The 26166-nt window shown below is 43.8% G+C and carries 23 protein-coding genes and 1 pseudogene; 7 read left to right on the top strand and 17 right to left on the bottom strand.

Translation table 11 applies throughout. The annotated features are described in order from the left end of the window. Positions 1 to 26: 26 nt before the first annotated feature. The 5 genes from MMB75_RS17120 (at position 27) to MMB75_RS17100 (ending at position 5625) form a co-directional block, all read left to right on the top strand. Positions 27 to 1973 carry a BglG family transcription antiterminator gene (locus tag MMB75_RS17120; protein ID WP_045244919.1) on the top strand — a complete coding sequence of 649 codons (1947 nt, stop codon included), beginning with the start codon at positions 27 to 29 and terminating at the stop codon, positions 1971 to 1973. Positions 1974 to 2160: 187 nt separating this feature from the next. Further along, on the top strand, positions 2161 to 2517 hold the full coding sequence (locus MMB75_RS17115) for a PTS sugar transporter subunit IIA (protein ID WP_016819955.1): 357 nt from the start codon (positions 2161 to 2163) through the stop codon (positions 2515 to 2517). Next, complete coding sequence (locus MMB75_RS17110; protein WP_017428674.1) at positions 2514 to 2813, top strand: PTS sugar transporter subunit IIB; 300 nt, start codon at positions 2514 to 2516, stop codon at positions 2811 to 2813. Before MMB75_RS17115 ends, MMB75_RS17110 begins: the two co-directional genes overlap by 4 nt. Positions 2814 to 2967: 154 nt before the next feature. Next, positions 2968 to 4269, top strand: a complete 1302-nt coding sequence (locus MMB75_RS17105; RefSeq protein WP_019688564.1) for a PTS sugar transporter subunit IIC — start codon at positions 2968 to 2970, stop codon at positions 4267 to 4269. 75 nt (positions 4270 to 4344) lie between these two features. Beyond that, positions 4345 to 5625 carry a glycoside hydrolase family 140 protein gene (locus MMB75_RS17100; RefSeq protein ID WP_019688565.1) on the top strand — a complete coding sequence of 427 codons (1281 nt, stop codon included), beginning with the start codon at positions 4345 to 4347 and terminating at the stop codon, positions 5623 to 5625. 131 nt (positions 5626 to 5756) lie between these two features. On the opposite strand, the gene MMB75_RS17095 is transcribed toward MMB75_RS17100, so the two are convergent. The 12 genes and pseudogenes from MMB75_RS17095 to MMB75_RS17040 form a co-directional block, all read right to left on the bottom strand. Beyond that, positions 5757 to 6233: an RNA polymerase sigma factor gene (locus tag MMB75_RS17095; protein ID WP_031462211.1), complete on the bottom strand. Its 477-nt coding sequence runs from the start codon at positions 6231 to 6233 to the stop codon at positions 5757 to 5759. Positions 6234 to 6295: 62 nt separating this feature from the next. Next, positions 6296 to 7237, bottom strand: a complete 942-nt coding sequence (locus tag MMB75_RS17090) for a polysaccharide deacetylase family protein (protein ID WP_045244920.1) — start codon at positions 7235 to 7237, stop codon at positions 6296 to 6298. A gap of 65 nt (positions 7238 to 7302) precedes the next feature. Further along, positions 7303 to 8517 carry an ABC transporter permease gene (locus MMB75_RS17085; RefSeq protein ID WP_045244921.1) on the bottom strand — a complete coding sequence of 405 codons (1215 nt, stop codon included), beginning with the start codon at positions 8515 to 8517 and terminating at the stop codon, positions 7303 to 7305. Next, positions 8514 to 9251 carry an ABC transporter ATP-binding protein gene (locus MMB75_RS17080; protein ID WP_045244922.1) on the bottom strand — a complete coding sequence of 246 codons (738 nt, stop codon included), beginning with the start codon at positions 9249 to 9251 and terminating at the stop codon, positions 8514 to 8516. Before MMB75_RS17080 ends, MMB75_RS17085 begins: the two co-directional genes overlap by 4 nt. Next, on the bottom strand, positions 9248 to 10720 hold the full coding sequence (locus MMB75_RS17075) for an efflux RND transporter periplasmic adaptor subunit (RefSeq protein ID WP_045244923.1): 1473 nt from the start codon (positions 10718 to 10720) through the stop codon (positions 9248 to 9250). Before MMB75_RS17075 ends, MMB75_RS17080 begins: the two co-directional genes overlap by 4 nt. A gap of 35 nt (positions 10721 to 10755) precedes the next feature. Then, positions 10756 to 11865: a TolC family protein gene (locus MMB75_RS17070; RefSeq protein ID WP_045244924.1), complete on the bottom strand. Its 1110-nt coding sequence runs from the start codon at positions 11863 to 11865 to the stop codon at positions 10756 to 10758. 216 nt (positions 11866 to 12081) lie between these two features. Continuing rightward, on the bottom strand, positions 12082 to 14085 hold the full coding sequence (locus MMB75_RS17065) for an ABC transporter permease (RefSeq protein ID WP_045244925.1): 2004 nt from the start codon (positions 14083 to 14085) through the stop codon (positions 12082 to 12084). Continuing rightward, positions 14051 to 14830 (bottom strand): ABC transporter ATP-binding protein, encoded by a 780-nt coding sequence (locus MMB75_RS17060; protein ID WP_025365805.1) that lies wholly within the window; start codon positions 14828 to 14830, stop codon positions 14051 to 14053. The genes MMB75_RS17065 and MMB75_RS17060 overlap by 35 nt, the downstream gene beginning before the upstream one ends. Before the next feature lie 100 nt (positions 14831 to 14930). Next, on the bottom strand, positions 14931 to 15917 hold the full coding sequence (locus MMB75_RS17055) for a sensor histidine kinase (RefSeq protein WP_016819944.1): 987 nt from the start codon (positions 15915 to 15917) through the stop codon (positions 14931 to 14933). Further along, positions 15914 to 16615 carry a response regulator transcription factor gene (locus MMB75_RS17050; protein WP_031462216.1) on the bottom strand — a complete coding sequence of 234 codons (702 nt, stop codon included), beginning with the start codon at positions 16613 to 16615 and terminating at the stop codon, positions 15914 to 15916. Before MMB75_RS17050 ends, MMB75_RS17055 begins: the two co-directional genes overlap by 4 nt. A gap of 583 nt (positions 16616 to 17198) precedes the next feature. Further along, positions 17199 to 17987 (bottom strand): TrmH family RNA methyltransferase, encoded by a 789-nt coding sequence (locus MMB75_RS17045; protein ID WP_016819941.1) that lies wholly within the window; start codon positions 17985 to 17987, stop codon positions 17199 to 17201. Between the two features lie 77 nt (positions 17988 to 18064). Next, positions 18065 to 18733: pseudogene (locus MMB75_RS17040) on the bottom strand (potassium channel family protein); the annotation flags it as partial. Between the two features lie 157 nt (positions 18734 to 18890). Between MMB75_RS17040 and MMB75_RS17035 the strand changes: the two are divergent. Further along, on the top strand, positions 18891 to 19124 hold the full coding sequence (locus MMB75_RS17035) for a small acid-soluble spore protein SspI (protein ID WP_016819939.1): 234 nt from the start codon (positions 18891 to 18893) through the stop codon (positions 19122 to 19124). A 152-nt stretch (positions 19125 to 19276) separates the two neighbouring features. On the opposite strand, the gene MMB75_RS17030 is transcribed toward MMB75_RS17035, so the two are convergent. The 3 genes from MMB75_RS17030 to MMB75_RS17020 form a co-directional block, all read right to left on the bottom strand. After that, positions 19277 to 20857 carry a peptide chain release factor 3 gene (locus MMB75_RS17030; RefSeq protein WP_016819938.1) on the bottom strand — a complete coding sequence of 527 codons (1581 nt, stop codon included), beginning with the start codon at positions 20855 to 20857 and terminating at the stop codon, positions 19277 to 19279. A gap of 297 nt (positions 20858 to 21154) precedes the next feature. Then, a complete protein-coding gene (gene zwf, locus MMB75_RS17025; RefSeq protein WP_016819937.1) occupies positions 21155 to 22711 on the bottom strand; it encodes a glucose-6-phosphate dehydrogenase in 1557 nt (518 codons plus the stop codon). Between the two features lie 187 nt (positions 22712 to 22898). Beyond that, a complete protein-coding gene (locus MMB75_RS17020; protein ID WP_346842756.1) occupies positions 22899 to 23663 on the bottom strand; it encodes a YwmB family TATA-box binding protein in 765 nt (254 codons plus the stop codon). Between the two features lie 248 nt (positions 23664 to 23911). Between MMB75_RS17020 and MMB75_RS17015 the strand changes: the two genes are divergently transcribed. Further along, positions 23912 to 24367 carry a hypothetical protein gene (locus tag MMB75_RS17015; RefSeq protein WP_257126282.1) on the top strand — a complete coding sequence of 152 codons (456 nt, stop codon included), beginning with the start codon at positions 23912 to 23914 and terminating at the stop codon, positions 24365 to 24367. A gap of 77 nt (positions 24368 to 24444) precedes the next feature. Here MMB75_RS17015 and MMB75_RS17010 read toward each other — a convergent pair whose 3' ends face one another. Next, positions 24445 to 25095: a response regulator gene (locus tag MMB75_RS17010; protein WP_013372995.1), complete on the bottom strand. Its 651-nt coding sequence runs from the start codon at positions 25093 to 25095 to the stop codon at positions 24445 to 24447. Continuing rightward, positions 25073 to 26152: a sensor histidine kinase gene (locus MMB75_RS17005; protein WP_013372996.1), complete on the bottom strand. Its 1080-nt coding sequence runs from the start codon at positions 26150 to 26152 to the stop codon at positions 25073 to 25075. The genes MMB75_RS17010 and MMB75_RS17005 overlap by 23 nt, the downstream gene beginning before the upstream one ends. Between the last annotated feature and the right edge of the window lie 14 nt (positions 26153 to 26166).

The following is a 26166-nucleotide window of genomic DNA, read 5'->3' as shown; positions in this document are numbered from 1 at the left end:
GCTTTACAGAAAGGGGGAAACCTTGATTGAATGCACGCATGGTTTCAATTCTTCAGTACTTGCTGGCTGCCGATGCTCCCGTCAAAAGTGATTATCTGGCCAAATTGATTCAAGTTACTTCACGTACCATTCGCAGCGATATCCGGGAACTAGATGAATTTCTATCCAAGCACGGGGCAGCAATTGAACCTGTTCGTTCAAGGGGATATGAACTAAAAATTACGGATCATCGTAGCTTTCGTGCGCTGCTGCAGCAGCTGTTCCTGTCCGGCGAGCCCGATGATCCAGGTTCTCCCGGCTATCGGCAATTGTATTTAATCAAGCGTCTCCTGCTCGCTGATCATTATGTGAAGCTGGAAGACCTCGCAGATGAGCTATATATAAGCAAGTCTACGGTGCAGAATGATTTCAAAGAGGTTAAACAAACCCTACAAAGCTACGGAATCACCATTGATAAACGGCCAAATTACGGAATCAAACTGAAAGGTGATGAAGTCCAGCTTCGGTTTTGCTTGTCCGAGTTTATTGTGAGCCGTTCCGAAGAACAAGGCGGAACACTTCATGCAGCGCTACGCATCGTCACCCCGCGCGAAATGACGCTGATTTGTGGAATCGTTCTGGAACAGACTCAGAAATATGAAGTAACACTCTCCGATATCGCCTTCAGCAATTTGTCCATTCATATTGCGATCGCCTGCAAGCGCATCCGTGACGGAAACCAGGTAGCTATGCTCTCGGCGGAAATAGGAGATCTGCGGGGCACCGATGAATTTCGGGCTGCCGAGCATATTGTCGAGCTGATCGAAAAGGAATTGCAGTTGTCTTTTCCCGAAAATGAAATCGCCTACATTGCCATGCATCTTGCCGGAAACAAGTGGTTTGTCAGAATTGAAGGACACCCTATAGAGGACATGGGACCCGAGAAGCTGCTGGACTGGAACCTCTTTGAACTGGGCAAGGAAATGCTCGCCGAGATCGACAGGGATTTGAATCTGAACATCAGCTGTGATACAGAACTGCTCATAGGCATCTGCCTTCATCTGAAGCCAGCGCTGAACCGGGTAAAGTATGGAATGAACATCCGAAACCCCATGCTGGATCATGTCAAGAGCAACTACCCTCTGGCTTTTCAAGCGGGAGTTATTGGTGCCAAGCTGATCGAGAGCAAGCTGAATATTGCCATCCCGGAAGCAGAGATGGGCTATCTCGCCATTCATATCGGGGCAGCCATCGAACGACAGCGTATGAACACCCGGCCAAAACGCTGTCTGGTCGTCTGCACTTCAGGAGTCGGAAGCGCCCGGCTGCTCAAGTACAAACTGCAAAGCACTTTTGGTAGCTCGCTTGAAGTGGCGGGTACAACGGAATATTACAAGCTTCAGCAGGTTCCCCTCCATGACATTGATTTCGTGGTGAGCACCATTCCCATTCAGCTGCCATTATCGGTTCCAGTCGTGGTCGTGCATACTCTTCTTGGCGGCAGCGATATGGATAAAATTGAAAGTTTGCTGGCTGGTGAAGCCGAGTTTGATTTTCACTACATCCGGAAGGAACTCGTATTTCTGAGACAAAATTTTACCACCAAGGAAGAGGTCATCTCATTTCTGGGCCAAAAAATATATGCTGAAGGGCTGATCCGCTCTGCCGAAGGTTTTATTGGACTCGTTCTGGAACGAGAACAGGCCGCACCCACGGCTTACGGAAATTTGGTAGCCATTCCTCACCCTATCATTCCGCAAAGCAATCAAACCGTATGGGCGGTCTGCACCCTTCAACAACCTATCGAGTGGGGCGACAAACCGGTGCAGTTCATCTGTCTTCTCAGCATTGAAAGAAACGGTAAAGAGCCACCCGCTAAAATGTATAACCATCTCATGGAACTGGTCGACAATTCGGATATCGTCCAGCAGATGTTAAAATGCGAAACGTACGAGGAATTCTCCAGGATTATCGTTAAGTATAAGCTGTATTGAATCAAGCTCCGCAGTGCATCCGGCTGATATCACAGAACAGGTGCTGCTTCGGAGCTTTTTAAATTGGAAGAGTAGCAGCAATGAATGAATTTCCGCTACTGGCGGAAAAGACTTGGGTTTAGATCTTGGCAGTAAACCTATACACTGAAACTGTAAGTTAAAGAGAAAAAAGCATGAGGTGAACGAGATGGAGGAGTATCAAGAAATCATTATGGGAATTATCACCAACTCAGGTGTTGCCAAGAGTAAAGCGATGGAAGCAATCGCTCTTGCTCAAAAGGGTAACACCCAGTTGGCGGCAGAGCGGCTTGAAGAAAGCAAAGCCGAGTTGGTTAAAGCTCATAAATCACAAACGAGACTGATTCAACAGGAAGCTGGCGGAACCGCCCACGAAGTCACACTGCTTATGGTACATGCTCAAGATCACCTTATGTCAGCCATCACAACTAAAGATCTGGCGGGACATATGATTGAGCTTTATAACAGATTGAATCGCTATGAAGATATCACAAATCACACTTCCAATGGAGGGAACAACGGATGAAACAAATTACACTCGTATGTGCTGCAGGAATGTCTACAAGTATGCTGGTACAGAAAATGCAAAAGGCGGCACAAGCACAAAACCTTGAGGTTGAAATCAGGGCTACTTCCGAAAGTTCGTTTAAAGAATATGCCGACAAGACAGATATACTGCTAATTGGACCACAGGTCGGCTACCTGCAGGATGATTTCAAGGCAAAATATGAACCTAAAGGCATTAAGGTAAGTGTTATCAATATAGTAGACTATGGAATGATGAACGGCGAAAAAGTGCTAGGAGACGCGCTTAAGCTGTAAAGCTCAGAGTCAGATGCTCATCACCAGACCGAACAAGAAGGTTGGTCAAATCGGGCAACGATATATGATATTCTGCATGGTGTTTCGCCAAATGAAAGCGTTCTCTAAGTTATTATATAGGCGGATGAAAGCCTATCGTAGGAGTTGAATAAATATGGCTAACCAACAAAAATTCTCTTATAAGCTTCAAAAAGTGGCGGGTACAATTCAGCAAAACCGTTACATGAGCGCAATTTCCAACGGGCTGATGTCCACCCTTCCTTTTCTGATTATCGGAGCATTTGCAACCCTCTTCTCTGCACTTGCTTGGGAGCCTTACCAGAATCTTATTGCACCCGTAAAGGCTATAATCGGGTTGGCATCGACAATGACCACTGGCATCATTGCACTGTATGCGGTATTTTTTATCGCCTACAGACTGGCGCAAGCTTTTGACAAGGACCCCCTTGTGCCAGCGGCAACCGCTCTTCTCTCTTTTCTTATCGTTACACCGATCCAAACCTTTGATAAAGTTCGTGCCTTGCCACTTCAATGGCTCGGCGCGCAGGGATTGTTCGTTGCCATGATCGTCGGTTTGATTGCTGCACGGTTGTATATTTGGATTGTTGACCGCAATTGGACGATTAAAATGCCTGACGGGGTCCCGCCTACCGTTGTCAAAACCTTCTCAGGCTTGATCCCAGCTGTCTTAGTAGCCCTTGTGTTTGTTATCGTTGCTGGTTTGTTCATGCAGACCCCATTTGGTACAGTTCACGATTTTATCTACACTTATCTCCAAATACCACTGGAAGGATTGGGCGGATCACTCGGCGCTTTAATTATCGCGCTGATCATTATGCAGGCTCTGTGGATGTTCGGAATTCACGGTGCAATTGTTATACTCGCTATCGTTAAGCCCATCTGGATGAGTCTGGATCTGGCCAACCTTGACGCTTTCCAGGCAGGCGCTCCACTTCCGAACACGATCGGTCTGGCCTTCTGGTCCATCTACTGCAACTATGCACCGATGCTTGGATTTGCTCTGCTATTGGTTTTCCTGGCCAAGAGCAAGCAGCTTCGCACGATCGGCAAGCTTGGTCTTCCGGGTACCTTTTTCTCCATTCACGAGCCGCTGATCTTCGGAATTCCAATGGTATTGAACCCGTTGCTAGCCATTCCGTTTATCGTTGCTCCCATCATTTGTGCGGTACTCGGCTATATTGCCACCAACATCGGCTTGTTGCCTGCACCCATCGGAATTTACCCGCCTTTCGGCACCCCTATCTTTGCTCTGGGCTTCATTGAGGGCAGTTGGAAACTAGCCGCCGCACAATTGGTACTCATTCCGATCAGTATGCTGATCTACTACCCGTTCTTTAGAGCGCTGGATAAGCAGGCTCTAAAAAAGGAACACGAAGCGCAGGAGCAACTGGACAAGCAAGCAAATGAAACTACAGCAAGTCCCGTTATTTTATAATAGAAAAAAGTAGAAGCGGCGAGACGGATAAACGCTCGCCGCTTCTGCCATTACAATCGTTAGGAGAGGAAGCTTTTGATTCAACTGAGTATCGCTGAGAACAAACGATATTTCATGAATGAGGGTAACCCCTTTTTTTATTTGGCGGATACGGTTTGGAGCGCATTTACCAACATTACGCTGGAGGAATGGGCCTATTATCTGGATTACCGTAAAAGTCAGGGCTTCAATGTCCTGCAAATCAATTTGCTGCGCCAGTGGGATGCAAGTGGCAGCGATTTGAACTATGAGCCTTTCGCATATGCCGAGAATGGCAGCTTCAATTTCTATATGCCGAACGAAGAATACTTTACCAGAGCCGAGACGATGATCGAAATGGCTGTGAACAGAGGCTTTGTTCCTGCACTGGTTCTACTATGGTGTAATTATATCCCGGATACCTGGGCTGCCAAGCTTCGTGAGGAGAAAAAAATGCCACTTGGGGCAGTGGAACCTTATGTACGTTACATTGCCGATCGGTTCTCCAAATTCTACCCTATTTATATTATAAGTGGCGACACTGATTTCCCTTCCGAGCGTGCCAACCAATATTACCGACTTGCTCTCCATACCATAAAACAGCACAGCCCGCAGTGTCTGACTACCCTGCATATTCAAGGAAGATTAGCGGCACTGCCAGAGGAATTTATTGATGATCCCCATTTGGATTTTTACATGTACCAGTCAGGACATAATTCACAATTTCAACCAACGGCGTATACACTCGCACTGGATTTCTGCAATAAGCCTGTCACACGACCAGTGCTCAACTCGGAGCCCTGTTATGAACAAATGGGCTACAGTCGAAAAGTCTATGGCCGCTTCAGCCGCGCCGATGTTCGTAAGGCAGCCTGGCAAAGTCTTCTGTCCGGGGCGTCTGCGGGCATAACCTATGGAGCCCACGGTATTTTGAGCTGGCATCGAAAAGGCAAAAGGTTCGGGATAACTGGGGAGGGATTCGACAGTCCATATGATTGGCAGTCTGCACTTAAGTTTGAAGGGGCATGGGATTATGGATTGGCCAAATGGCTCTTCGGGATATATGGAATTACAGATATGCAGCCTTGGAACATAGTGCTTAAAAATACGGAAGAAATTCGTGCGGCTGTATGCACCGATTACACCAAGGTCGCCATCTACGTTCCAATCAACACGGTGCTGAAGCTAAACGTGGATTTGAGTGAATACGACTTCACGGTCATTGACCTGGAGAATCGTCGTTTTGGCACAGCTTCAATCTCTGTGCAAGAGCAAATCACGATCATTGGGATGCATGATTTTGAAGCTGATGTCTTGCTGATTGGCATAAGAAAATAACCGTGATTACTTACCGCCTTTTTCATCATTTCAACTACTATGTACAACGTACAAACAGCCCCGCAATCGAGATTTCTCATCGGGACTGTTTGTCTTACTTCTTGTTATAAAAAGCAAGCACTCCATTGTGGTCAGGAAATATATCTCAATTTAATACGTTTGGAAGCTCTGTGAAGCGAAGATTTCACTGAATTTTCACTCTTATTTAAAATTCTAGCCGTTTCTTTTATGGAGTATCCTTGGACTACACGCAATTTAAGTACCGTCCTTTGCTCGGTATTACTTGCCATCAAAAGAATTCGATCGACCTCATCCTGAATTTCAAAATCTAGGGTATCCCAGTGATAGTAGACGTGCTCCTTACGCAAGAAATATTCCTCCATCTTTTTTCGCTTTCTTATTATATCTATGGCTAAATTTTTAGCAATTCTCAAAAGATAAAATCGAATACGATCTTCGGGCAAATCAGGGGAAGCTCTTATAAACCGAATAAAGCATTCATGCAACAAATCTTCGGCATCCTGTTTGTTATGCACTATTCTCAAAAGATAGCCAAGGAGTTCTGATTTATGAGATAAATATAGATCTTCCAGATCTTTAATGTCCATGTTATTGCTAATCCTTTCTGTTTCGATGGGTTACGGTGTTCCCCTTGACTTAAATACACTAGCTACTTTATAGTCTTAAATTCATATCCCTGCTTTTTTAAATATGTTATGATTTCAGGCAAGGCTTTAGCTGTTTCTTCCTTCCCGTAAGTGTCATGCATGAGTACCACTGCTTTTTCTCTAGTCCCAATGCTCTTCATAAATTCGTGTATTAATTCCACGGCATTCTTAGATGTACCTTCCGCATCTTTAGGCAACACATTCCAGTCAATCTGATGATAATCCTTATCATGTAAAAATTTATCTAACTCTTCCATGCCTTTGGGATCCTTTCTCTGCCACGTCACATGGCCACCTGGAAATCGAATCACTCTTGTGGAAAAATCCTGTCCCAAAATTTGCTTTAAAGTTTGATTTGTTTTTTCAATATCGCTTATAAAAATGCTCGAATTCACAGTCTGATTAGGATATAAATAACCATAATCATGTGAGTAGGTATGATTTCCGATAGCATGCCCTTCTTTAACTATTCTTTTGGTTAAATGTTTAGTACCTTCATTTTCTTCGACTGCTTTTCCGACCACAAAAAACGTCGCTTTTACATTTTGTTCTTTAAGAACATCTAAAATCTTAGGCGTCACGGTTACTGATGGCCCATCATCAAAAGATAAATAGACAACCTTTTTACCGTCTATCCCATCGGGCTTTTGACCTTGGATTTGCTGATTTAAGTAGTTTTCAACAAATGCAGCATCCTCAACACCCGAAACATTTTTTACAGGGAATTCGCTCCCTTTGGATTCGTTATTTAATTTGTCGGTTGATACGGATTCTATTTTTTCTGCAAATTCAATCGTTTTGACTGGTTGTGGTTTACTACTGAAAATGTCAAAGAGTTTTAAAATAATTAGAACAATACAAATGATAATAATAAACAGTAGTCTTCTTCTCTTCCTCTTCATCCGATGAGCTCTGGTTCTATTTTGCACATAGCTTTTTTCCATAGTATATGTTCCTCCAAAATCTAGAAGCAGTTCACGTTTTATGTTGCGACCATGTGCCAATTCAATTATTCGTATCTCAATGCATCTATTGGCCTCAAACTTGCTGCTTTATAAGCCGGATATACTCCGAATAGGATGCCTGTGCCCGCAGAGCTAAGAAACGAATATATGATAGGCGAGATTGTAAATTCAATGGTCATATGCGCAGCCGCCTCAAGTATTTTGGATGCTCCTATACCTGTAACAACTCCGATTGTGCCTCCTAACAGACCAAAAATGATCGCTTCAGACAGGAATTGAATCATAATATCTCTCGGCTTGGCACCAATGGCTTTCCGAATACCGATTTCTTTTGTACGCTCTATAACTGAGACCATCATAATATTCATAATTCCGATTCCCCCTACCACGAGGGATATCGCGGCTACCCCACCCAATAGGCTGGTCATAATACTATCTACACCAGAAGCTGCACCTGCTGCCTCTGACAGACTCATAATTTGAAATTGATCTGGTTCCGAAGGTTTTAGCTGGTGTGTCACACGCAAGCTTTCCAAGATGTCTAAGCGAGCCTGATCCATCAAGGCTGGTGACTTGGCAGACACGTCCAATCCGGTAATATTCTTCTCACCCAGACGGTTCATCATGGTTGTAGCAGGGATGTAAATTTGTTCATTACTACTGTAGCTTAAGTTCGTAACTGGCTGAGTATCCAATACTCCGACTACCTTGAAAGGGATCTGCTTAATTTGAAACGTCCGTCCCAATACATTTTGGCTATCTCCACCAAAAAGACGTTGAACCGCTTGGCTTTCAAGTATGGCGACATTCATGCGTTTGTCCATCTCATCGTTGGTAAATGTTCTACCCTCGGCAAAGGAAAACTTTTTGACCTTATAAAATGAAGCGGATGTTCCTACAATAGTGGCGTTATAGTTATATCGCCCCCACGTAGCTTTTGAATTGCTCGTTATATTCGGCATTAATGCATCTATAGACTTCTTTTGTTCCAACGCCTCGACATCAGCCCAAGTAAATGATGGTGTGTGGTCATAATCTATTTCACCATCGACCATTGTCATAGCCGGCGCAACCATCAATACGTTATTTCCTAATTTATTAATTTCCGCCTTTATGCGGGCTGTAGATCCGTTTCCGATCGCCATAATGGCAATAACTGCTGCCACCCCGATAATAATACCGAGTATCGTTAAAAATGAGCGTAGCTTGTTAGTGATTAAGCTATTCATGGATACACGGATGGTTTCCATTACATTCATAGGCTTACCTTCCTTGATGAAATTCGTCTATTTGCAATAGGCTCATCTCGTTCAATATTACCATCCCGAAAGCTGATCAACCGTTTGGCATATTCAGCAATCTCCAGCTCATGCGTGACCAAGACGATGGTTTTTCCCAGCTCATTCAAGCCTTGAAATAATTCCATAATTTCGATACTCGTCTTCGTATCCAGGGCGCCCGTAGGCTCATCCGCCAGCAGAATGACCGGATGATTCACCAAGGCTCGGGCGATGGAAACCCGCTGCTGCTGACCACCAGAGAGCTCATTAGGCTTGTTATACATCCGTTCTGCAAGACCCACCATCCGAAGCGCCTCTATTGCTCTTTCCCGACGCTCCTTGGCAGGTACACCTGCATACATCATAGGCAGCTCTACATTTGCTAATGCTGTAGTTCGGGGAAGTAGATAGAATTTCTGAAATACAAAACCCAGCTTCTGGTTTCTAATCTCCGAAAGCTCGTTCTCTCTAGCATCCAATATGGAGTACTCATCCAGGTAGTACTCTCCGGTATCGGGATGATCCAGGCAGCCAATGACATTCATCATGGTAGACTTGCCCGAACCAGAGGGCCCCATGATAGCAACAAACTCCCCTTCGCTAATAGATAAATTAACACTGCGCAGAGCCTGAATCTTCTGTCCGCCTACCTCATACATTTTTTTCAGTTCTTTAATTTCGATTACAGCTTTATGGGATTGAGTTTCACTCATTGTGCCTGCCCCCCATCAGGGTCTTGACCCTCTGGACTGCCATTCGAACCAGCACTACCACCCTGAGGTGGGATCACAATGGTCTCACCGTCCTTGACGCCAGACTTGATTTCCGCCTGATCTGCTGTATAGACACCCAGTTTCACTGGTCTAAACTCATAATCCGCCGGATTCGCCGCGTTCTTCGCCACATATACTCCATCCACACCGCCTTCAGATCTCAGTGCAAACAACGGTACAGACAACGCATTTTTGTGTTCAGCTAACAGAAGGGATACATCCATATTCATCCCTGGTTGCAGCCTTATCTTTTGGCTATCCAAAGACAATTCGATTTTGTATGTAGTCACATTGGATTCGGTAACCGGCTCTGGAGAAACAAAGAGGACTTCGCCTTTAAATTGTTTGTCCGGAAATGAATTCGAGTGCATTGTCGCCTGAAGTCCAGTCTTCAATTTAGCAATATCACTTTCGTTAACCTTGGCAAGAACCTTCATAGCCCCTGTGTTTGAATTATTCATTACAATAAAAGGTGCAGTAGGACTGGTACCCACATCGCCGTTGACCTTCAAAATGATCCCGTCCCACGGCGCCGTAACCTGTAATTTACTCAGGACACTTTTCTTCTGCTCTAATGCCGTTTCAGCCTGCAATAAAGAAGCCTGTGCGGATTGGATGTTGGAAGCTTCGGGTGGGGACTGTGCAGCCTTTAATTGTATTAAAGCTGTTTTATAGCCCATTTCCGCCTCTTCGATCGCCTCAGTTTGCTTGGTCTGTGCCTTCTTGTACTGCAGCTCCACATTGCTCATATCCAATTTTGCCTTATCCAGATTTTGCTTGGCTGTCGCCAGGTCACTTTCTGCTGCCGCATCGTTCTGAACCAGATAAGCCTGGTCATCATAATCCTTCTGAGCCTTATCCAAAGTCACCTTGGCCGACTCCTTTTGAGCAGCGGCTTCCTCTAATTCCATCGTGTTCTTGGCTGTTTTAATCGCCATCTGTGCCTTTAAGACATTAGCTTTCTGTAACTCTATATCATTCGTTTTGGGTCCGCGCTTGGCTTCCTCCAGCTTGGCTCTTGCAATCGCCACATTCGATTCGGCATCCTTAATTTGCAGCCTGGCATCCGAATCATCTAATCGTGCTAGAACCTGACCTGCTTTGACGCTATCTCCTGCTTTGACATTAACAGCGACGAGCTTGGCACCCTCGACATTTGTAAAATTAATGTTTACTTCCTTGGAAGCCTGAACGGTTCCAGTGACTTTAAGCGACTCGGTCATGTTTGTCTTCTGTACCTGTACGATCTGGTTTGCAGGACCCTCCACAGGCTTTTCCTTACTCCTGTTCATATAAACAGTACCGCCAATCCCCGCTATAATGATCAGGACAAAAATGCCTATAATTCTTTTCAGCCTTCTTTTCTTTCTTACTACCTGCAATGCATCTTTCTTTTCTATTTCTGACAATGTTATATCCCCTTCAAAAGTATTTTTTCTAAATCCTATACGCTCCACGGCTTGTTCAAAGCATGTTGCAGCAACGTCATTTGAACAATCAGTTCATCCATATTCCGTTCGATTTGCTTCACTTTTAATTGATTCGTAGCGACTTCCGTACCCGTAGCAAAACCACGTTCCTTTTTTTTACGAGAAATGTCCAACACTTTATTGACGTTCTGTAGATTACTTTGCATTTGCTCGTATTGTTCAACATTTTGCTGTAAGTTAAAGTACATGCTCTTCAAGGTTTCTGCCAGTTGATCCTTGGTATTTTCCAGTCCGCCTTCTGCTGAATCTACATCAATCTGCTTAATTTCATAATCATCAGTTCCTGAGTTCCAGGTGTAATATTTAACTTCCATCTTGGCCAGCTTGACAGCTTCCTCCTGTCTCCACACCGAAGGACTCGCCGAGATTGCACGCGTCACCAACGTATCCAAATTCGTGTTGTCTATTTTGGGGTAAACAGGGCGATCAACCAGTTCATATACCGTACCTTGAGGTTGACCCATTTGCGTATTTAATGAATCCATCGCTTTTCGCAATGCAGTCTTTGCAATGTCTACATTCTTTTGTGCTTCTATACGATTCTGAATAATCGTGCTCTGGTCACCTGGTGAAATTTTCCCACGGTTGGCCTTCGCTTCAGCAGCCTTTTCCTCTAATAACGCGAGCGAAAGTGCATCCTCACTACTCTTCACTTTGTTATCAGCCAAAAGTACATCGTAATAGTTTTTCATTGCAGCGTAGTCTGTCTGATCTTGGGCAAGTTCAATTTGCTTCTTGGATTCCAGATAAGAAACCGTCGATGAAGCATACCCCTTCCAGGCTGAACTACTAGCCGCATCCTCTTCACCGTTGCCTGTACCTGCCGGAATAAAATCCAGATTCTTACCAGCATTTTTTAGGTTAATCCGGTTACGATCTATCGCTTGCTGGGCCTCCTTCAAGCTAAAGCTATTAGACCGCGCCCATTGCTGGGCTTGGCTCAGTGTTAGTTTCACGCTCGCTTTGGTAACCTGCTGCTGCGCCTCCTCTGCTTGAACAAAGGACTCTGATAAAGAACTGGCCGACAAGGCGAGCAGCAATAAAATGAACAAACTTTTTTTCATGATATCCCCACTTTTAAAATATGGTATCGACTTGAATAGAATTCACTAATGTGTTGTTATATGAATTAAATATCTTCTGATGAACAAATTCGCCCCGCACCTACTCGTCAAGGCTCTCAGCCCATTGAGACCTTATTTTGTATTTGATGAAAATTCCAGAAAGGAGGAGTCTAATCCTACCCTTCTGCAACTTTTTTTCATGTGGCTTATCGCTCTTTACAGCATCTTTAAATCCAATTGACGAAGGTACAGGAAACGTACAATAAGAAAGGAAAAGAATTGAATTACCCAAAAGCAAATCATAATTTGAATAAGCGTAAGATGAAAGGGTACTACAGATGGTTCTGACATAACTAAACAAAGCACTATTCCTATGGATGAAACAACTAATGGCAGAAGAAATAGGAATGCAATTTGTCTGGATGCAGCTCGTCTCATTTCCCTTGAGCTTAGTCCAATTTTGGATAGAGCCCGGTATATTTCCTCATCCCGTTTAAGATCTACATACAATCTGAAATAAAGCAGGCTTACTGTGCTTGCCAACATAATGATGGCGATAAATCCGCCAATAAATTTACTAATATTCAGATCCATCTCCGATGTCAGATAATCCACTGCTCTAGAGTTAAGCGATCCTTTATTCACCTTGTTGGCCAGCAGGGAATACAACCACACCTCTTCTTGGGTCTCAGAAGTTTCCAATGATACTTGGCCACTCTTCCATTTAGGCACAAAATAATAAACAGATTTGTATGCCAATGGAACATTGAAATACTGTTGTTTAACTAAATGTTCGTAAGTTTGATCTGAGACAACAAGCAACCTTCCTAGTTCAGAAATGATGTTTCCATCAAACTTTATGCTATGGTCTATCTTCTGAGTATCCACAATCTGGATACCCGTAATTCGGGATTTCCCTTGATTGTAAGTTAGCCTTTTTTCAAAAAAGGTTTTCTGTTCTTCTAATGACATCCCGTTTGAATCAAAAATGAAAAAGCCTTGATCATCTCGAAGCGCAGGTACCTGTATTTGTTTCTTTAATTTAGAAGCAAGAGGCTCATAGTTGGATTGTTTCATCACAGGTGCCAACTGTTCACGAAAGGGAAAGATCAGTACTTCACTTTTCGAATAATCCACCCCAGCCTTATAAAGATTTTGATCAATCTCATCTTCAAGATCTATGGAACTTACAACATCAGAAAAAAATGCAAATGAATAAGACTGCTCCCTAAAAAATCTATTTTGCTGCTGCATGGAGTCAAAAGTTGAAGCTGCTCCTAGAAAGGAAACGATAGAAATTAGGGTAACCAATGTGAACAGCCCGGCATTATTCCTCATTTTGTATGTGATTTCAGATAGCCATAACAAACGAGTTCCACTCCAACACCATTTCCTGTTGGCTCTAAGCAATTGAATGAACAAAACACTTGATTGGGCGTATAGTAAGTAAATTCCAATAAACCCCATTACAATCGTATATTTAAATGTGTCTCCAACTGAATAGTGCAACATATAAAAGGATAGAGTCCCCAAACGATACGGTGCCAGATAAATATATGGTGGAAAATCCAGCTTCATTAAATATACAGCCGCTCCTATTAGCGCTATTGCAAGAAAGGACAGGCTCCATGAAGCTTTAGGCTCTTTTTTGAGCTGAGTAACCTTGCTAAAAAGCTGCTGTAATTTAGATTGGCGTATGAAGAAAACAGATACAAGTGAGATCAAGGTAAACAAAAACATAAAGCCAACTACGGTGAAAGCCAGTGCTTTCCAAGGAAAATAAAATGTTAAATACAGCCCTGTGGCACTGGAGCCCAAAAGTAGAAAGAATTTTGCGGAAACAAATCCTCCCGTAATCCCGGTAATCAAGGATAAAAAGCCTATAATCAGATTCTCATAAGCAACCAAAAAATAAATTTGTCTGCGATGTGTCCCCAAAATGGTCAGTATACCGAATTCTTTTTTACGTGCAGCAATAAAAATATTGTTTGTGTATAATACGAAGAAAAAGGAAAATACAAAAATCAATAGATCAGCAACTTGTAATCCCTTTTTTACATTAAAGGCCATGATTGCATTGGAGACATCCGGGTGAAAAATAAACATCGCATATACGAAAAAAATTGTAATCATCAAGGAGCTACTTAAATAATAAGGTACATAAGCACGCGCATTATGCTTGAGATTATTCCATGCTAACAGACGAAAGCTCATGTGCATGTCTACTTCCCCCCAGAAAGGAGAGCATATCTATGATTTCCTGAAAAAATAATTGCTGACTGTGACTACGGTGGATTTCATTAAATAACTCGCCATCTTTAATAAAAATTACCCGATCACAATAGCTGGCTTCCAAGGCACCGTGTGTTACCAGCACGATTGTGGAATTGTCTACGCGATGGATGAGTTCTAACATTTCCATCACAACTCGTGAAGATTTGGAATCGAGATTTCCAGTTGGTTCATCTGCCAACAGGAGTGAAGGAGAATGAATAATAGCTCTGGCTATAGCTGCTCTTTGCTTTTGCCCCCCTGACACCTCAAGAGGCCGTTTGTCTAAAATATCTGCAATATCCAGTTTCTTCGCTACCTCTTCCAGTTTGTGTCCCATTTCCTTTAATCCTTTTTTATTCAGCATCAGAGGAAATAGTATGTTCTCTCCCAGACTAAGAGTTTCCAGCAAATTATAGTCTTGAAATACAAGCCCCAATTCTTTGCGACGAAATAAAGCGAGCTTATCCTTCTTGAGCAGATGTGGATTTTCCCCATTAATGCTAACCTCGCCAGAAGTCGGCATATCAATGGAGGAAATCATATTTAGTAATGTTGTCTTCCCACTACCAGACGGACCCATAATGCCTACAAACTCACCTTGTTGAATCGTTAAATGGATATTGTTGAGAGCTCGGTAGGGAACCTTACCATAGTATATTTTGGTGACTTGATCCATTCGTACAATCTCCATCGTTCATTCCTTTCTTTTTCCTATGTCATGATCATAATTCATCCAGAGGGATGAAGCGATCGATTAACATTACAGAAACCTTAAATGTGTTGTAAGGTTCTTATTTGTGAATTGAAAACAAGATCTCAACCGTCGTTCCTTCACCAACCGTCGATTTCAGTTGAATGTCATGACTCAGCCTTTTGCAGATTTCTGACACCATGTACAGGCCCATTCCGGTAGATTCACTATACTTCCGTCCGTTTTCACCTGTGTAATAAGCCTCAAATACCCGTTCAATATCTTTTTTAGGGATACCGATTCCTTCATCCTGTACTTTCAGCACAAACACTTTATCTCTTATCTCAGATATCAACTTCAGACTGTGGGCATGACCTGAAGAGTATTTCACCGCATTGGTCACCAATTGATTAATTATAAATCTTAGCCATTTGGCATCGGTAATCACACTCAACTGCTCGTCCACTTCATTGGAAGGATAAATTTCGTTACGAATCAATAATCTTTTGTTATCATAAATCACTTCACTAACCAGCTTTCGTAATACAACAGGCTCCACATGAAAGTCAGGTTCAAAGGCCTCCAATCGTGACATATATAAGATCATTTCCAGTCCTTTTCCCATTCGATCAATCTCATCATGAATCTGATCCGACTCGGGATCTATTTTTCCTTTGAGAATTAAATGAATAACAGAGAGGGGAGTTTTCATCTGGTGAACCCACTGGTTAATAAAAGTAATGTGATCACGCTGTTGATGCTCTAACTGATGAATTCGAGACTGATACAATCGGTAAAATTGTAAAAGCAAATTCTGTAAAGAAGAGGCAAGAGGATTAAGTACCTTCATCTGAATGAGTTCATCTAGATCTCTAATATTTGCAGTGGAAAGTAATCGATATAAACTAGAATACATGACGTACCGGAACAGTAAATAGATCAGCAATATGGAGGTCCCAAAAAAGACGGAATAAAGAGCAGTAGACAAGTTATGATAACCATCCATCCAATAAATGCTTAACACAAGAAAAAGTTGGACGATATTGAATATGATCATTGAGAAATGATCACGCCAAAAAAGCTTCACTGTTCTTCCTCCTCAGTCAAGTGCAGCCGATATCCAGCTCCTCTAACCGTCTCTATGATATCCTCCAACCCCAACTCGGCCAGCTTTTTACGGACACGAGTAACATAAACATTCAGTGTATTTTCACCGACATATTGGTAATCATCCCATAAAGCTTCTAAGAGATGAACTCTCCCTACAACCTGCTTAGGATATGTCATCAGTAGCTCCAGTAGCGCAGCTTCTTTATGGCTCATTTCTACCTGCTTGTCATGAAACACAAGCTCCATAATGTCAGGGTATAGAGTCAAGCCTGACACTGTTATGGAGCGTGATTTTTGGGCAACTGCATATAAACCATAAGCACGTCGCAGATTACTTTCTATTTTGGCTAACAGTACTTCGGGATGAAACGGTTTAGTAATGTAATCATCCGCCCCGTTCTGCAAAGCAATGACCTGATCCATCTTATCATCCCGCGCGGACACAAAAAGGATAGGACAAGTAGATTGGGTGCGAATTTGTCTACACCAATAAAATCCATCAAAATGAGGTAAATTCACATCAAGTATGACCAAATCAGGCTTTACTTCCTGAAAAGTACTCAATACCTGATCAAAATTTGAAACGACAACTCCTTGATAACCATACTTTTCAAGATAGGACTGGAGTAAAGAGCTAATTTGAGGGTCATCCTCTACGATTAATATTTTATGCATTGTGTTTTCTACCTTCTTAGTGCTTGAATTTTTAATAATATGATTTTCTCTATATAATGCCTTGATTTAATCGTCCAAGCAATAACAACAATCCATTTTCTTTAATTGTAATTAGGAAGATTCAATTGTGATATAGATTGAGTCTCGAATAATATGCATTGTGCCAAGCACCAGAGCAGTTAACGTTATAATCATCATAACGATAACCGTTACTGTAATAATGATCCCTTTATATTTTTTTAACGTCTCATCGAAGTCTTTTTTTGATTTGATTACCTTTTTTATTTTGTTCTTTGAATACTTCATATGCTCACATCTTTCCTTGCCTAGCTATTAAACATACTAACTAGCCTATACATCACAAACAACAGTCAAAGCTTACAAAAACCTTACTTTGTTGTAAGGTATATAGAAAACAGCTCAACAGTAATATATGTATTATGTCCAAATGAAGACCTACCCTTAAAAGTGATTAAGATCATGACAGATATAACATTCTCTAAAAAAATGAGTCGGGTTCTATGACCCGACTCATTTTAGTATTCATTGATGTTATAACCCAGACAAATCCGTGTTCATTCTCTTAGCTTCGCTGTCTCATCGCCTCGAATAATAACACCGTAGAGGCCATGGCTGCATTCAGTGACTCTGCTTGTCCCTGCATTGGAATGAATACTGATTCATCCACCATACTAGCGGTAGCAGCAGAAATACCTTGGCCCTCGTTGCCAATCACGAGCCAGGTGGATACACGCAAATCCACGGCATAGCATGACAAGCTTGCATCCAGCGAGGTGCTGAGCAAGCGGGCCCCTTTACTTTTGGCCTGCGGCAAAAGCTCCTCCAGACTGCCTTCGATGACCGGCAGATGAAATAACGATCCCATCGTGGAACGGATCGTTTTGGGGTTGTACAGGTCGGCGCAGCCATGACCCAATATAACGCCTGCGGCTCCAGCAGCGTCCGCGCTGCGGATAATGGTGCCTACATTGCCGGGGTCCTGTACCCCGTCCAACACCATCACCAGCGCATCTGGCTGCTCAAGTAATGCTACGAATGCGCTCTGCTCCTGCTTACGCACGATAGCAAAGACAGACTGCGGCGTCTTGGTATCGGTGCATTTGGCAATGACCGCCGTCGACACGGGAATCCATTCCACCGGCTGGTCGGCTGAATCCAGACCATTCAGCTCGGCAGGAATCCCCTTGTCCAAATCATAGGCGACGCTTTCTACTGCCGCGTTCGAACGCAACGCTTCCTGCACTAGATGAATACCCTCAACAATATATTTATGCTGCCGTGTACGATGCTTTTTCTCCAGCAATTGCGACCATTCTTTTACACGCGCATTATTCGGTGAAATGATTTCCATTCGTTTAACCTTCCGTTCTATGGTCCGTTTCTTTAAAAATAAATGATGCATCACTTGTACTTGAACATCAAATCTCTCTAAGCTGCAAAAGCCAGCTCCAGCTTGGTTAGATCGTCCTTGTGACCCACAATGACCAGCACATCACCCGCTTCAAGACGATCCTCAGCATAAGGTGAAATGTTCATCTCCTGGTTTCTGCGAATCGCCATTACATTGCAGCCGAAGCGTGCACGTATGTCTAGCTCCTTCAGATTTTTGCCGATCATGGAATCAGCGGCTCGCATCTCCAAAATACTGTAGTCCTTGGACAGCTCGATATAGTCCAGAATATTGGGAGATGTTAGATGATGGGCTACCCGCAGTCCCATATCCCGTTCAGGATAAACCACTTTATCCGCACCTATTTTTTGCAGCACTTTCCCGTGTAGTTCATTTTGTGCTTTGACCACAAGAGCGGGCACACCCATGTCCTTGAGAATCAATGTTGTTAGAATGCTGGCTTGTATATCTTCACCAATTGCGACTACAATTACGTCAAAATTGCGGATACCCAGTGCTCGCAGTGCTTCCTCATCCGTCGAATCGGCAGACACCGCATGCGTCACAATATTCGACATTTCCTGTGTACGCTGCTCGTCCGAGTCGATAGCCAACACATCAAAACCCATCTCACTCAGCGCGCTGGCAACACTGGAGCCAAAGCGCCCCATGCCAATGACCGCATACTGTTTTTTCGCCATTCCTTCTTTACCTCCCGCTCACCATACTGTCCGTCATAGTATAGCATATCATGCTACAAACATAAATTTTGGCATCCTTATTCCAAATGCTTCTCCATGAATACTGGACCACAGCCCAAGCCATAATACATTCGATCACTATTACAACATACGGGAGGTACACATGCCCATTACAATGGATTTACGACAAGCGATTGTTCACAAAGTTCACGGCAAATCAGAGGCTGATCTTACGGATATGATTATTGGGTCAGTGGATGGACCGGAAGCCGCTTTGCCTGGATTGGGTGTCATTCTTGAAATCGCATGGAAGCATATGAGTCCAAACCAGCAGCATGACTTCGTCCATTTGGCACATGAACAAATCGATAAAATCAAACCCGTGCCCTTAACCTAGCTCTAGCTACTCAACTTCCTGTTATGCTTTAATTGTGCTCATTATTTTTACCCGTATTCGAAAATGAGAATAGTCCACTCGCATTCATGTCGAGTGGACTATTCGTGGTATATATCAAATGACTGAGATCAGACTGCTCTGCATATAAAATTTTATGGAGCCATTTCCAAAAACTTAGCGGTCGGATTTTTTTCTATAGCCGTACGCATGGCATACTCATTTTCGAACAAGGCGACATAATTGCCTTTCTTATCTTTCACAAGCGTAGAGTTGATACGGAACTTGCTCGGATCAATCTGCTCATCCACAATCCAGCGAGCAAATTGGAACGGCATACGCTGAAGCTGTACATCTACCCCATATTCACCCTTCATGCGGTATTCAAATACTTCAAATTGCAGTTGGCCGACTACGCCTAGAAGCGTATCATCGAAGCTTACCGTACGGAACACCTGAATCATACCTTCTTCAGTCAACTGGTCGATACCTTTCAGATACTGCTTGTGCTTTAAAGCATTCTTTACAGTAACCTTAGCAAAAATCTCAGGTGAAAAGGTTGGCAGTTCATCAAATACAACCTCGCCACCTTGACTCAGTGAATCGCCAATGCGGAAAATACCTGGGTCAAACAAGCCTATAATATCCCCAGGGAATGCTTCTTCGACAATATCACGGTCCTGTGCCAAGAACTGCTGTGGTTGGGACAGCTTAATCTCTTTACCCATTCGAACATGTTTAACACTCATCCCGCGTTGGAACTTACCAGACACGATACGCAAAAATGCAATACGGTCACGGTGAGCCGGGTTCATATTGGCCTGAATTTTAAATACATAGCCAGTAAACTTCTCGTTCGTTGGCTGAATTTCCCCAACTGTACTGCGGCGCGGTTCTGGCTTAGGCGCAAGCTGGAGGAAGTTTTCCAAAAATGTTTGCACGCCAAAATTGTTAATCGCACTGCCAAAGAATATAGGCGTCAATTCTCCACGCTGTACTTTTTCCATATCAAAAGGGTCACCTGCGACATCAAGCAACTCTAAATCCTGGCATAATTGGTCGTGCAAATATTCGCCCGCCATCTCGCGAATAATCGGATCATTGTAACCTTCCACTTTTTGTACTTTGATCGTGGAATGGTCATCTCCCTGAAACAACTCAACCTGATTTTTGACACGATCATAAACACCGCACAGATCACGCCCAGTACCAATCGGCCAGTTCATCGGCACCGAACGGATACCAAGAACCTGTTCCAGCTCTTCCATCAGATCAAAGGGACTGCGTCCCTCACGGTCCAGCTTATTAATGAAGGTAAATATCGGTATTCCGCGCTTCGCACAAACCTGGAACAGCTTGATCGTTTGCGCTTCCACACCTTTTGCTACGTCAATCAGCATGACCGCACTATCTGCAGCTGTCAGTGTGCGGTACGTATCTTCACTGAAATCCTGGTGACCTGGGGTATCCAGAATATTAACGCGATGCCCATTATAATCAAATTGCATTACTGAGGATGTTACCGAAATCCCCCGCTGTTTTTCAATCTCCATCCAGTCACTCGTCGCATGCTTGCTAGCTTTACGAGCTTTGACTGTACCTGCAAGACGAATAGCGCCCCCGAACAGCAGCAACTTTTCCGTCAGTGTCGTTTTACCCGCATCCGGGTGAGAAATAATCGCAAACGTACGCCGTTTGTCGACTTCCTGTTGAAGTATATCTGTTGTTTTACTCATTTCACATATCCCTTCATGATCAAATCCATTGCATTTCTGCTCAAGCTATTATAAAAAGGCCATGTTGCACGCCTATTTTCATAAGTTCATCGGCTCATTGCCGTTAGTTCCAGTATTCGGCATACTCCGTCACCATATTCATGATAAATACGATCTATTTACATGTTTTAGCCTGCCTTTAACGTATAATCAGTTGCAAACTGAAAACCTGAGACTAAGCTATTATAGCATACTCCGAACGCAAAGCATCCCCTTACATCCTGAACAGGACATAGGGGGATGCTGGACAAATCGGGATTACTGAGTGCCGCCTACTCGCCAGATGACATTATCTTCATCCTGACCGCTAACCGGCCACCACTTGTAGCCATCCTGCTCCAACAGCTTGTGAGCACCATCAGGTCCCCATGAGCCTGCAGCATAGGTTTCCAGTGTATCCGGGGTTTGCTGCCATGCTTTGGCGATTCGATCAACGAATCCCCACGCTGTAGCCACCTCATCCCAGCGCGTGAAGTACGTCGAATCACCCTCGATCGCATCCATCAGCAACCGTTCATAAGCTTCCGGTGAGTTGATCCCCACCATACAGCTTTGGCAAAAATCCATCGCCAGCGGCTCAATATCTGACTCCGAACCAGGCTTCTTGGCATTGATTTTAATGTATATGCCCTCCATTGGATTAACCCGAATGACGAGCAAGTTGGGTTCGAGCTTATGCTTTTGACCGAGATATACATTGGTCGGCATGCTCTTAAATTCCACAACGATCTCCGTAGTTTTTACAGGGAGGCGTTTGCCCGTACGAATGTAGAACGGTACGCCAGCCCAACGGAAGTTATCAACAAACACGCGTGAAGCAAAATAAGTCTCTGTATTCGATTGTGGATCAACCTTGTCTTCTTGACGATACCCTGGCAACTGCTGACCGCGATAACTGCCCTCAGTATATTGACCACGTACCACGTTGGTCTTCACATCCTCAGATGATCCAAAAGGTCGTAGTGAACGCAGCACTTTTACCTTTTCATCGCGGATATCCTCTGGCAACAAACGACTAGGTGGCTCCATCGCGATCATCGTAAGCATTTGCAGCATATGGTTCTGTCCCATATCACGCAAGGCACCGGAATGATCATAATAACCTCCGCGTTCCTCTACCCCTACCGTTTCACTCAGCGTAATTTGCACATTGGCAATATGCTTGTTATTCCATAGTGGTTCAAAAAAGGCGTTAGCGAAGCGGATCACCTCGATATTTTGTACCATTTCCTTACCAAGATAGTGATCAATCCGATAAATTTCTTCTTCGGCAAATACTTCACGAATTTCAATGTTCAGTTCTTGTGCAGATTCGAGGTTGTAGCCGAAAGGCTTCTCTATAACCAGACGATTCCAGCCCTTGCCTTCCAACATGCCGCCCTCTTTCAAGCTCTTCGACACACTTCCGAATAATTCAGGAGCCAAGGCCAAATAAAACAACCGATTTCCCGGTATGTTAAACTTACCTTCTATAGCCTCCGTCTGCTGTCTCAGCTCATGAAACCCATCGACATTGTTGATATCCAGCGATTTATATTCAAAATGCTCGGCAAATGCCTGCCATTCTTGATCATTTTCTGCTTTATAGCGACTAAACTCCTGTATGGAAGCGTACAGGTCATTACGGAATTCTGCTTCTGTGCGAGGACGTCTTGCTACACCAATAACAGCAAAATCTTCAGCAAGCTTGCCTTCGCGGTACAAGCTGTAGATAGCAGGAAATAACTTGCGGCGAGCCAAATCACCCGTAGCACCAAAAATAAACAGAACTGCACCTTGTGTCACAAGAGATTCTTTAACAGGTATGTCAGCCATGAAGTACCTCATTCTTCCCATGTCAAGATTCCGCAATCCACAATCCTCGAAATCCGCATGTAGTATTGTGTATATTTATACAAGATCATACTTGATTTTCGAAAAACATGGAACTAAAGATTTGATGACATTTTAACATATTCTACATGGATAAGCTATCCGATGAATCATAAATTTACCTTATAAGTCAGTATTCAATCGTGATAAGCGGAAAACCGAGTGTTATACGTTTATCCTGCTGCTCCTTATTTTCATGTACAGCCATCTGCATCTGGACTTGATGCTCACCGCTTTGAACCATTAATGGCAGGTCTGGAGCTTCATAAGATACGGCTACTGTGTTTACATCTGTGTATCTTTCTTTAGCCTGCATAGAGATGGTCCCTGCTAAGCTCGCTTCTGTCCGTTTCATCAGTTGATCCACGCTTTCCTTTGCTTGCAGCGAACGCTGAACGGAGGTGTTCCACTGCGCTTGCACCCCTATAGAATTTAATTGCTCAGCACAAAGCTTATGAAGCTGAATCAATTGCTCACGTCCTGTATCACTGCTTTCCAGCTGAACGACTACATACCATTGTCCAGTTTGACGTTCCATCACATTTAAACGAATTTTCAAATCCTCACGATCACGAACAGAACGATAAAGTGTATGTCCATTTTCCACGAGTTTACTTGCTGTGGGTATATTCAGTTGATCAGCTATCTGTGCCGCTATATCTGCCGGATCTTCATGATTAGGAATCCAATCGCCTTGCCATTTTACAACTAGCTTATCCAGTGTACCCGGGGTTTGATCCGATAGGAATAACAACGAGCGTAAAGCCGTTTCTGCCTCGCGGGAATCAGTTCCGTTGGTCTGAAGAGTTCCGTAACGCCAGCCAGCCAGTACCAACACCGTTCCTAATACCAAAATCGCAATAACTCCCTTTTTAATCATCTCTGCTTTTAACATGGACGTTCCTTCCCCTCCATAACCATACGTTCTCCGCATATCCACGATAGAATGCTTCTTTTTTCGGCTCGATTGAAATCTATGAATCTATCAATAGCATGCCCGTTGCCAGAGGTTTTATACGCAGAGGAAGTCAGCACAACCGTTCAGAAATATTCATTCGCCTACTGGGTGTTCGACCATACACCGTAGGCACTATAAGAATAGACTATAATCACAACGCATCTTACACCAAAAGAGGTGAAATCATGTTTCCCATTTATCCAGTAAATGAAGCCAGTGTGGCACCTCATGGCGGACGGATGGTTTGTGCCGTCATGCGTGATGGTACACGACACATCGGCATCTTAAGCGGGTGTAGCAAAGGCAAGCTGATGTTGAACGGATATCCATCCTCCTTTCCTGGTAGTCTCTATGCCGGAAGCTACAGTAACAAAGGAAAACAAAAAGCTAAAAAAATCTCCTCTAAAAAGAAAAAAAGGAATTCCAAAAACAAAGCTCGCCCTTCTGCCAAGCTAAATGCCTTTAATAGACCGCCCGACGAACTTCTAAATCCATACTTTCCTTATAACGTAGGCGAATTTGGCTCAAACGGAAATGGAAATTATGCAAATGGCAGAGCAGGCTATCGCGGCAGATATGGATACGGGACAGGGCTTGCATTAGATCTGGCTTTAATCGCCTTTCTATTCCTCCTTATCTAAACGCCGTATTTCAGAACACAAAAGAACCGGAGGACCATTCATCGTCTCCGGTTCTTTTGTGTTCGTCGTTTTATAATCTACTCTGCTAAGCCGTTCTTATAGGCATAGATTGCCGCCTGTGTGCGGTCCTCCACTCCTAATTTGGCGAGAAGGTTCGTGACATGGAATTTTACCGTCTTAATCCCGATAATCAGTTCATCTGCGATATCCTGGTTAGACTTCCCTTGTGCCAACAAGCGAAGAACCTCCATCTCACGATCTGTTAGCTCTGTATGCGCGGGCGCTTCAGCCTGTGGCTGGCGGAATCGATTCATCATCTTAGAGGCCACCTGTGACTCGAGTACGGACTGTCCGCGTGCAGCTGCACGGATCGCATCCGCAATCTCGGAAGCACGAGACGTTTTGAGCAAATAACTGAATGCACCTGCCTCAATGACCGGGTACATTTTCTCATCATCCAAATAACTCGTCAGTACAATCACCTTTGTCTCTGGAAGCAGGCGTGTCACTTGGCGTGTCGTTTCAATACCATCCATGCCATCCATGACCAAATCCATTAAAATCACATTTGGCTTGTATTCTGATGCTAACCGTATGCCTTCTTCTCCGCTTCCAGCCTCGCCGACCACTTCAATCCCTTCTTCTGTCCCCAGCACTGCCGCAAGCCCGATCCGCACCATTTCATGGTCGTCTACCAGCAGTACGCTAATCGGTAATTCCGTTTCCATGATCATCGTTCCTTCCGCTTTCATCATAAATAACTGGCACAGACACCTCGATCCGTGTCCCTTTTCCCGGAGCCGTTATATACTGAATAGCTCCCCCAATTTCACTGACCCGCTCCTGCATGGTGGATAATCCATATGATGTCTGCTTTTTCTCATCCATTTCAAAACCAATACCATTATCCCGAATCGTCAGCCTAATGGAATCCGGGCGCTGCACGATACGAATTTCCATACGAGTTGCTTTGGCATGGCGCAATGTATTAGACATCGCTTCCTGAACAATGCGAAATAAGTGATTCTCAATGCCTTTAACCAACTGTACTCCGCTTTCCATCTCAAAATCAATCTCCATTGGTACTTTTGCCTGTAATTCCTGTACCAAATCACGCAAACCCTGCTCAAGCCGTTTCCCTTCCAGATAGACAGGCCGTAGATGAAGGAGTAACGCCCGCATTTCAGATTGTGCCACGGAAGACATTTCTTCAATTAATGCAACTTGACGCTGCGCTTTATCAAAATCCTTGTCCAGCGTCCTGCCCACAGCCGTCGCTGTCATTGAAATAGCAAACAATTGCTGCGATACTGCATCATGCAACTCTCTGGCCAGCCGCTGCCGTTCCTCTACGATCGCAGTCATTCGTGCCTGTTCTGCCAGCTGAGCATTATCTGTAGATAAGCGTTGTAAAGACGTAACTTGTTCCTGCCATTTACGCCCGATTCTTTCCAACTGCTCTCCCAGCCTGCCAAGCTCATCATGCCCTAGGGGGGGCAACTCACGTGCAGGGGTGCCCTTTTCCCACATCAGCAATGTCTCTCTTAACATTTCCAGTCTGCTTTTAAAGCGATAGCTTTCATAAAATCCGTACATTGCGCCTGTACCAATCAATACCAGTATAACGGCTCCTGCTACTTTCAGTATCATTCCCCAGGTTGGGAACGACTTCACATATCCATATGTATACAGCATATAAAAGACAACTACGCCCACAACAACACACAGGAGGATACCTTCACCCATACTGCGGGTTACCATGTTGGACGTTTTTTTATGATTCATCCCGGTTCCTCCTG

Source organism: Paenibacillus sp. P2(2022) (genome assembly GCF_029522175.1).
Lineage (GTDB): Bacteria > Bacillota > Bacilli > Paenibacillales > Paenibacillaceae > Paenibacillus > Paenibacillus polymyxa.
Note: the sequence above shows the minus strand (reverse complement) of the source record. Positions and strands in the feature narration are given on the sequence as shown.

Coding starts and splice junctions, on each gene's coding strand:
- MMB75_RS17020 (WP_346842756.1), bottom strand. CDS start 23,663: ATGTTAAAAGCAGAGATGATTAAAAAGGGAGTTATTGCGATTTTGGTA.
- MMB75_RS17035 (WP_016819939.1), top strand. CDS start 18,891: ATGCCCATTACAATGGATTTACGACAAGCGATTGTTCACAAAGTTCAC.
- MMB75_RS17090 (WP_045244920.1), bottom strand. CDS start 7,237: ATGGAAAAAAGCTATGTGCAAAATAGAACCAGAGCTCATCGGATGAAG.
- zwf (WP_016819937.1), bottom strand. CDS start 22,711: ATGGCTGACATACCTGTTAAAGAATCTCTTGTGACACAAGGTGCAGTT.
- MMB75_RS17070 (WP_045244924.1), bottom strand. CDS start 11,865: ATGAAAAAAAGTTTGTTCATTTTATTGCTGCTCGCCTTGTCGGCCAGT.
- MMB75_RS17015 (WP_257126282.1), top strand. CDS start 23,912: ATGTTTCCCATTTATCCAGTAAATGAAGCCAGTGTGGCACCTCATGGC.
- MMB75_RS17065 (WP_045244925.1), bottom strand. CDS start 14,085: ATGCACATGAGCTTTCGTCTGTTAGCATGGAATAATCTCAAGCATAAT.
- MMB75_RS17060 (WP_025365805.1), bottom strand. CDS start 14,830: ATGGAGATTGTACGAATGGATCAAGTCACCAAAATATACTATGGTAAG.
- MMB75_RS17095 (WP_031462211.1), bottom strand. CDS start 6,233: ATGGACATTAAAGATCTGGAAGATCTATATTTATCTCATAAATCAGAA.
- MMB75_RS17105 (WP_019688564.1), top strand. CDS start 2,968: ATGGCTAACCAACAAAAATTCTCTTATAAGCTTCAAAAAGTGGCGGGT.
- MMB75_RS17005 (WP_013372996.1), bottom strand. CDS start 26,152: ATGAATCATAAAAAAACGTCCAACATGGTAACCCGCAGTATGGGTGAA.
- MMB75_RS17085 (WP_045244921.1), bottom strand. CDS start 8,517: ATGAATGTAATGGAAACCATCCGTGTATCCATGAATAGCTTAATCACT.
- MMB75_RS17045 (WP_016819941.1), bottom strand. CDS start 17,987: ATGGAAATCATTTCACCGAATAATGCGCGTGTAAAAGAATGGTCGCAA.
- MMB75_RS17110 (WP_017428674.1), top strand. CDS start 2,514: ATGAAACAAATTACACTCGTATGTGCTGCAGGAATGTCTACAAGTATG.
- MMB75_RS17080 (WP_045244922.1), bottom strand. CDS start 9,251: ATGAGTGAAACTCAATCCCATAAAGCTGTAATCGAAATTAAAGAACTG.
- MMB75_RS17115 (WP_016819955.1), top strand. CDS start 2,161: ATGGAGGAGTATCAAGAAATCATTATGGGAATTATCACCAACTCAGGT.
- MMB75_RS17030 (WP_016819938.1), bottom strand. CDS start 20,857: ATGAGTAAAACAACAGATATACTTCAACAGGAAGTCGACAAACGGCGT.
- MMB75_RS17010 (WP_013372995.1), bottom strand. CDS start 25,095: ATGGAAACGGAATTACCGATTAGCGTACTGCTGGTAGACGACCATGAA.
- MMB75_RS17050 (WP_031462216.1), bottom strand. CDS start 16,615: ATGCATAAAATATTAATCGTAGAGGATGACCCTCAAATTAGCTCTTTA.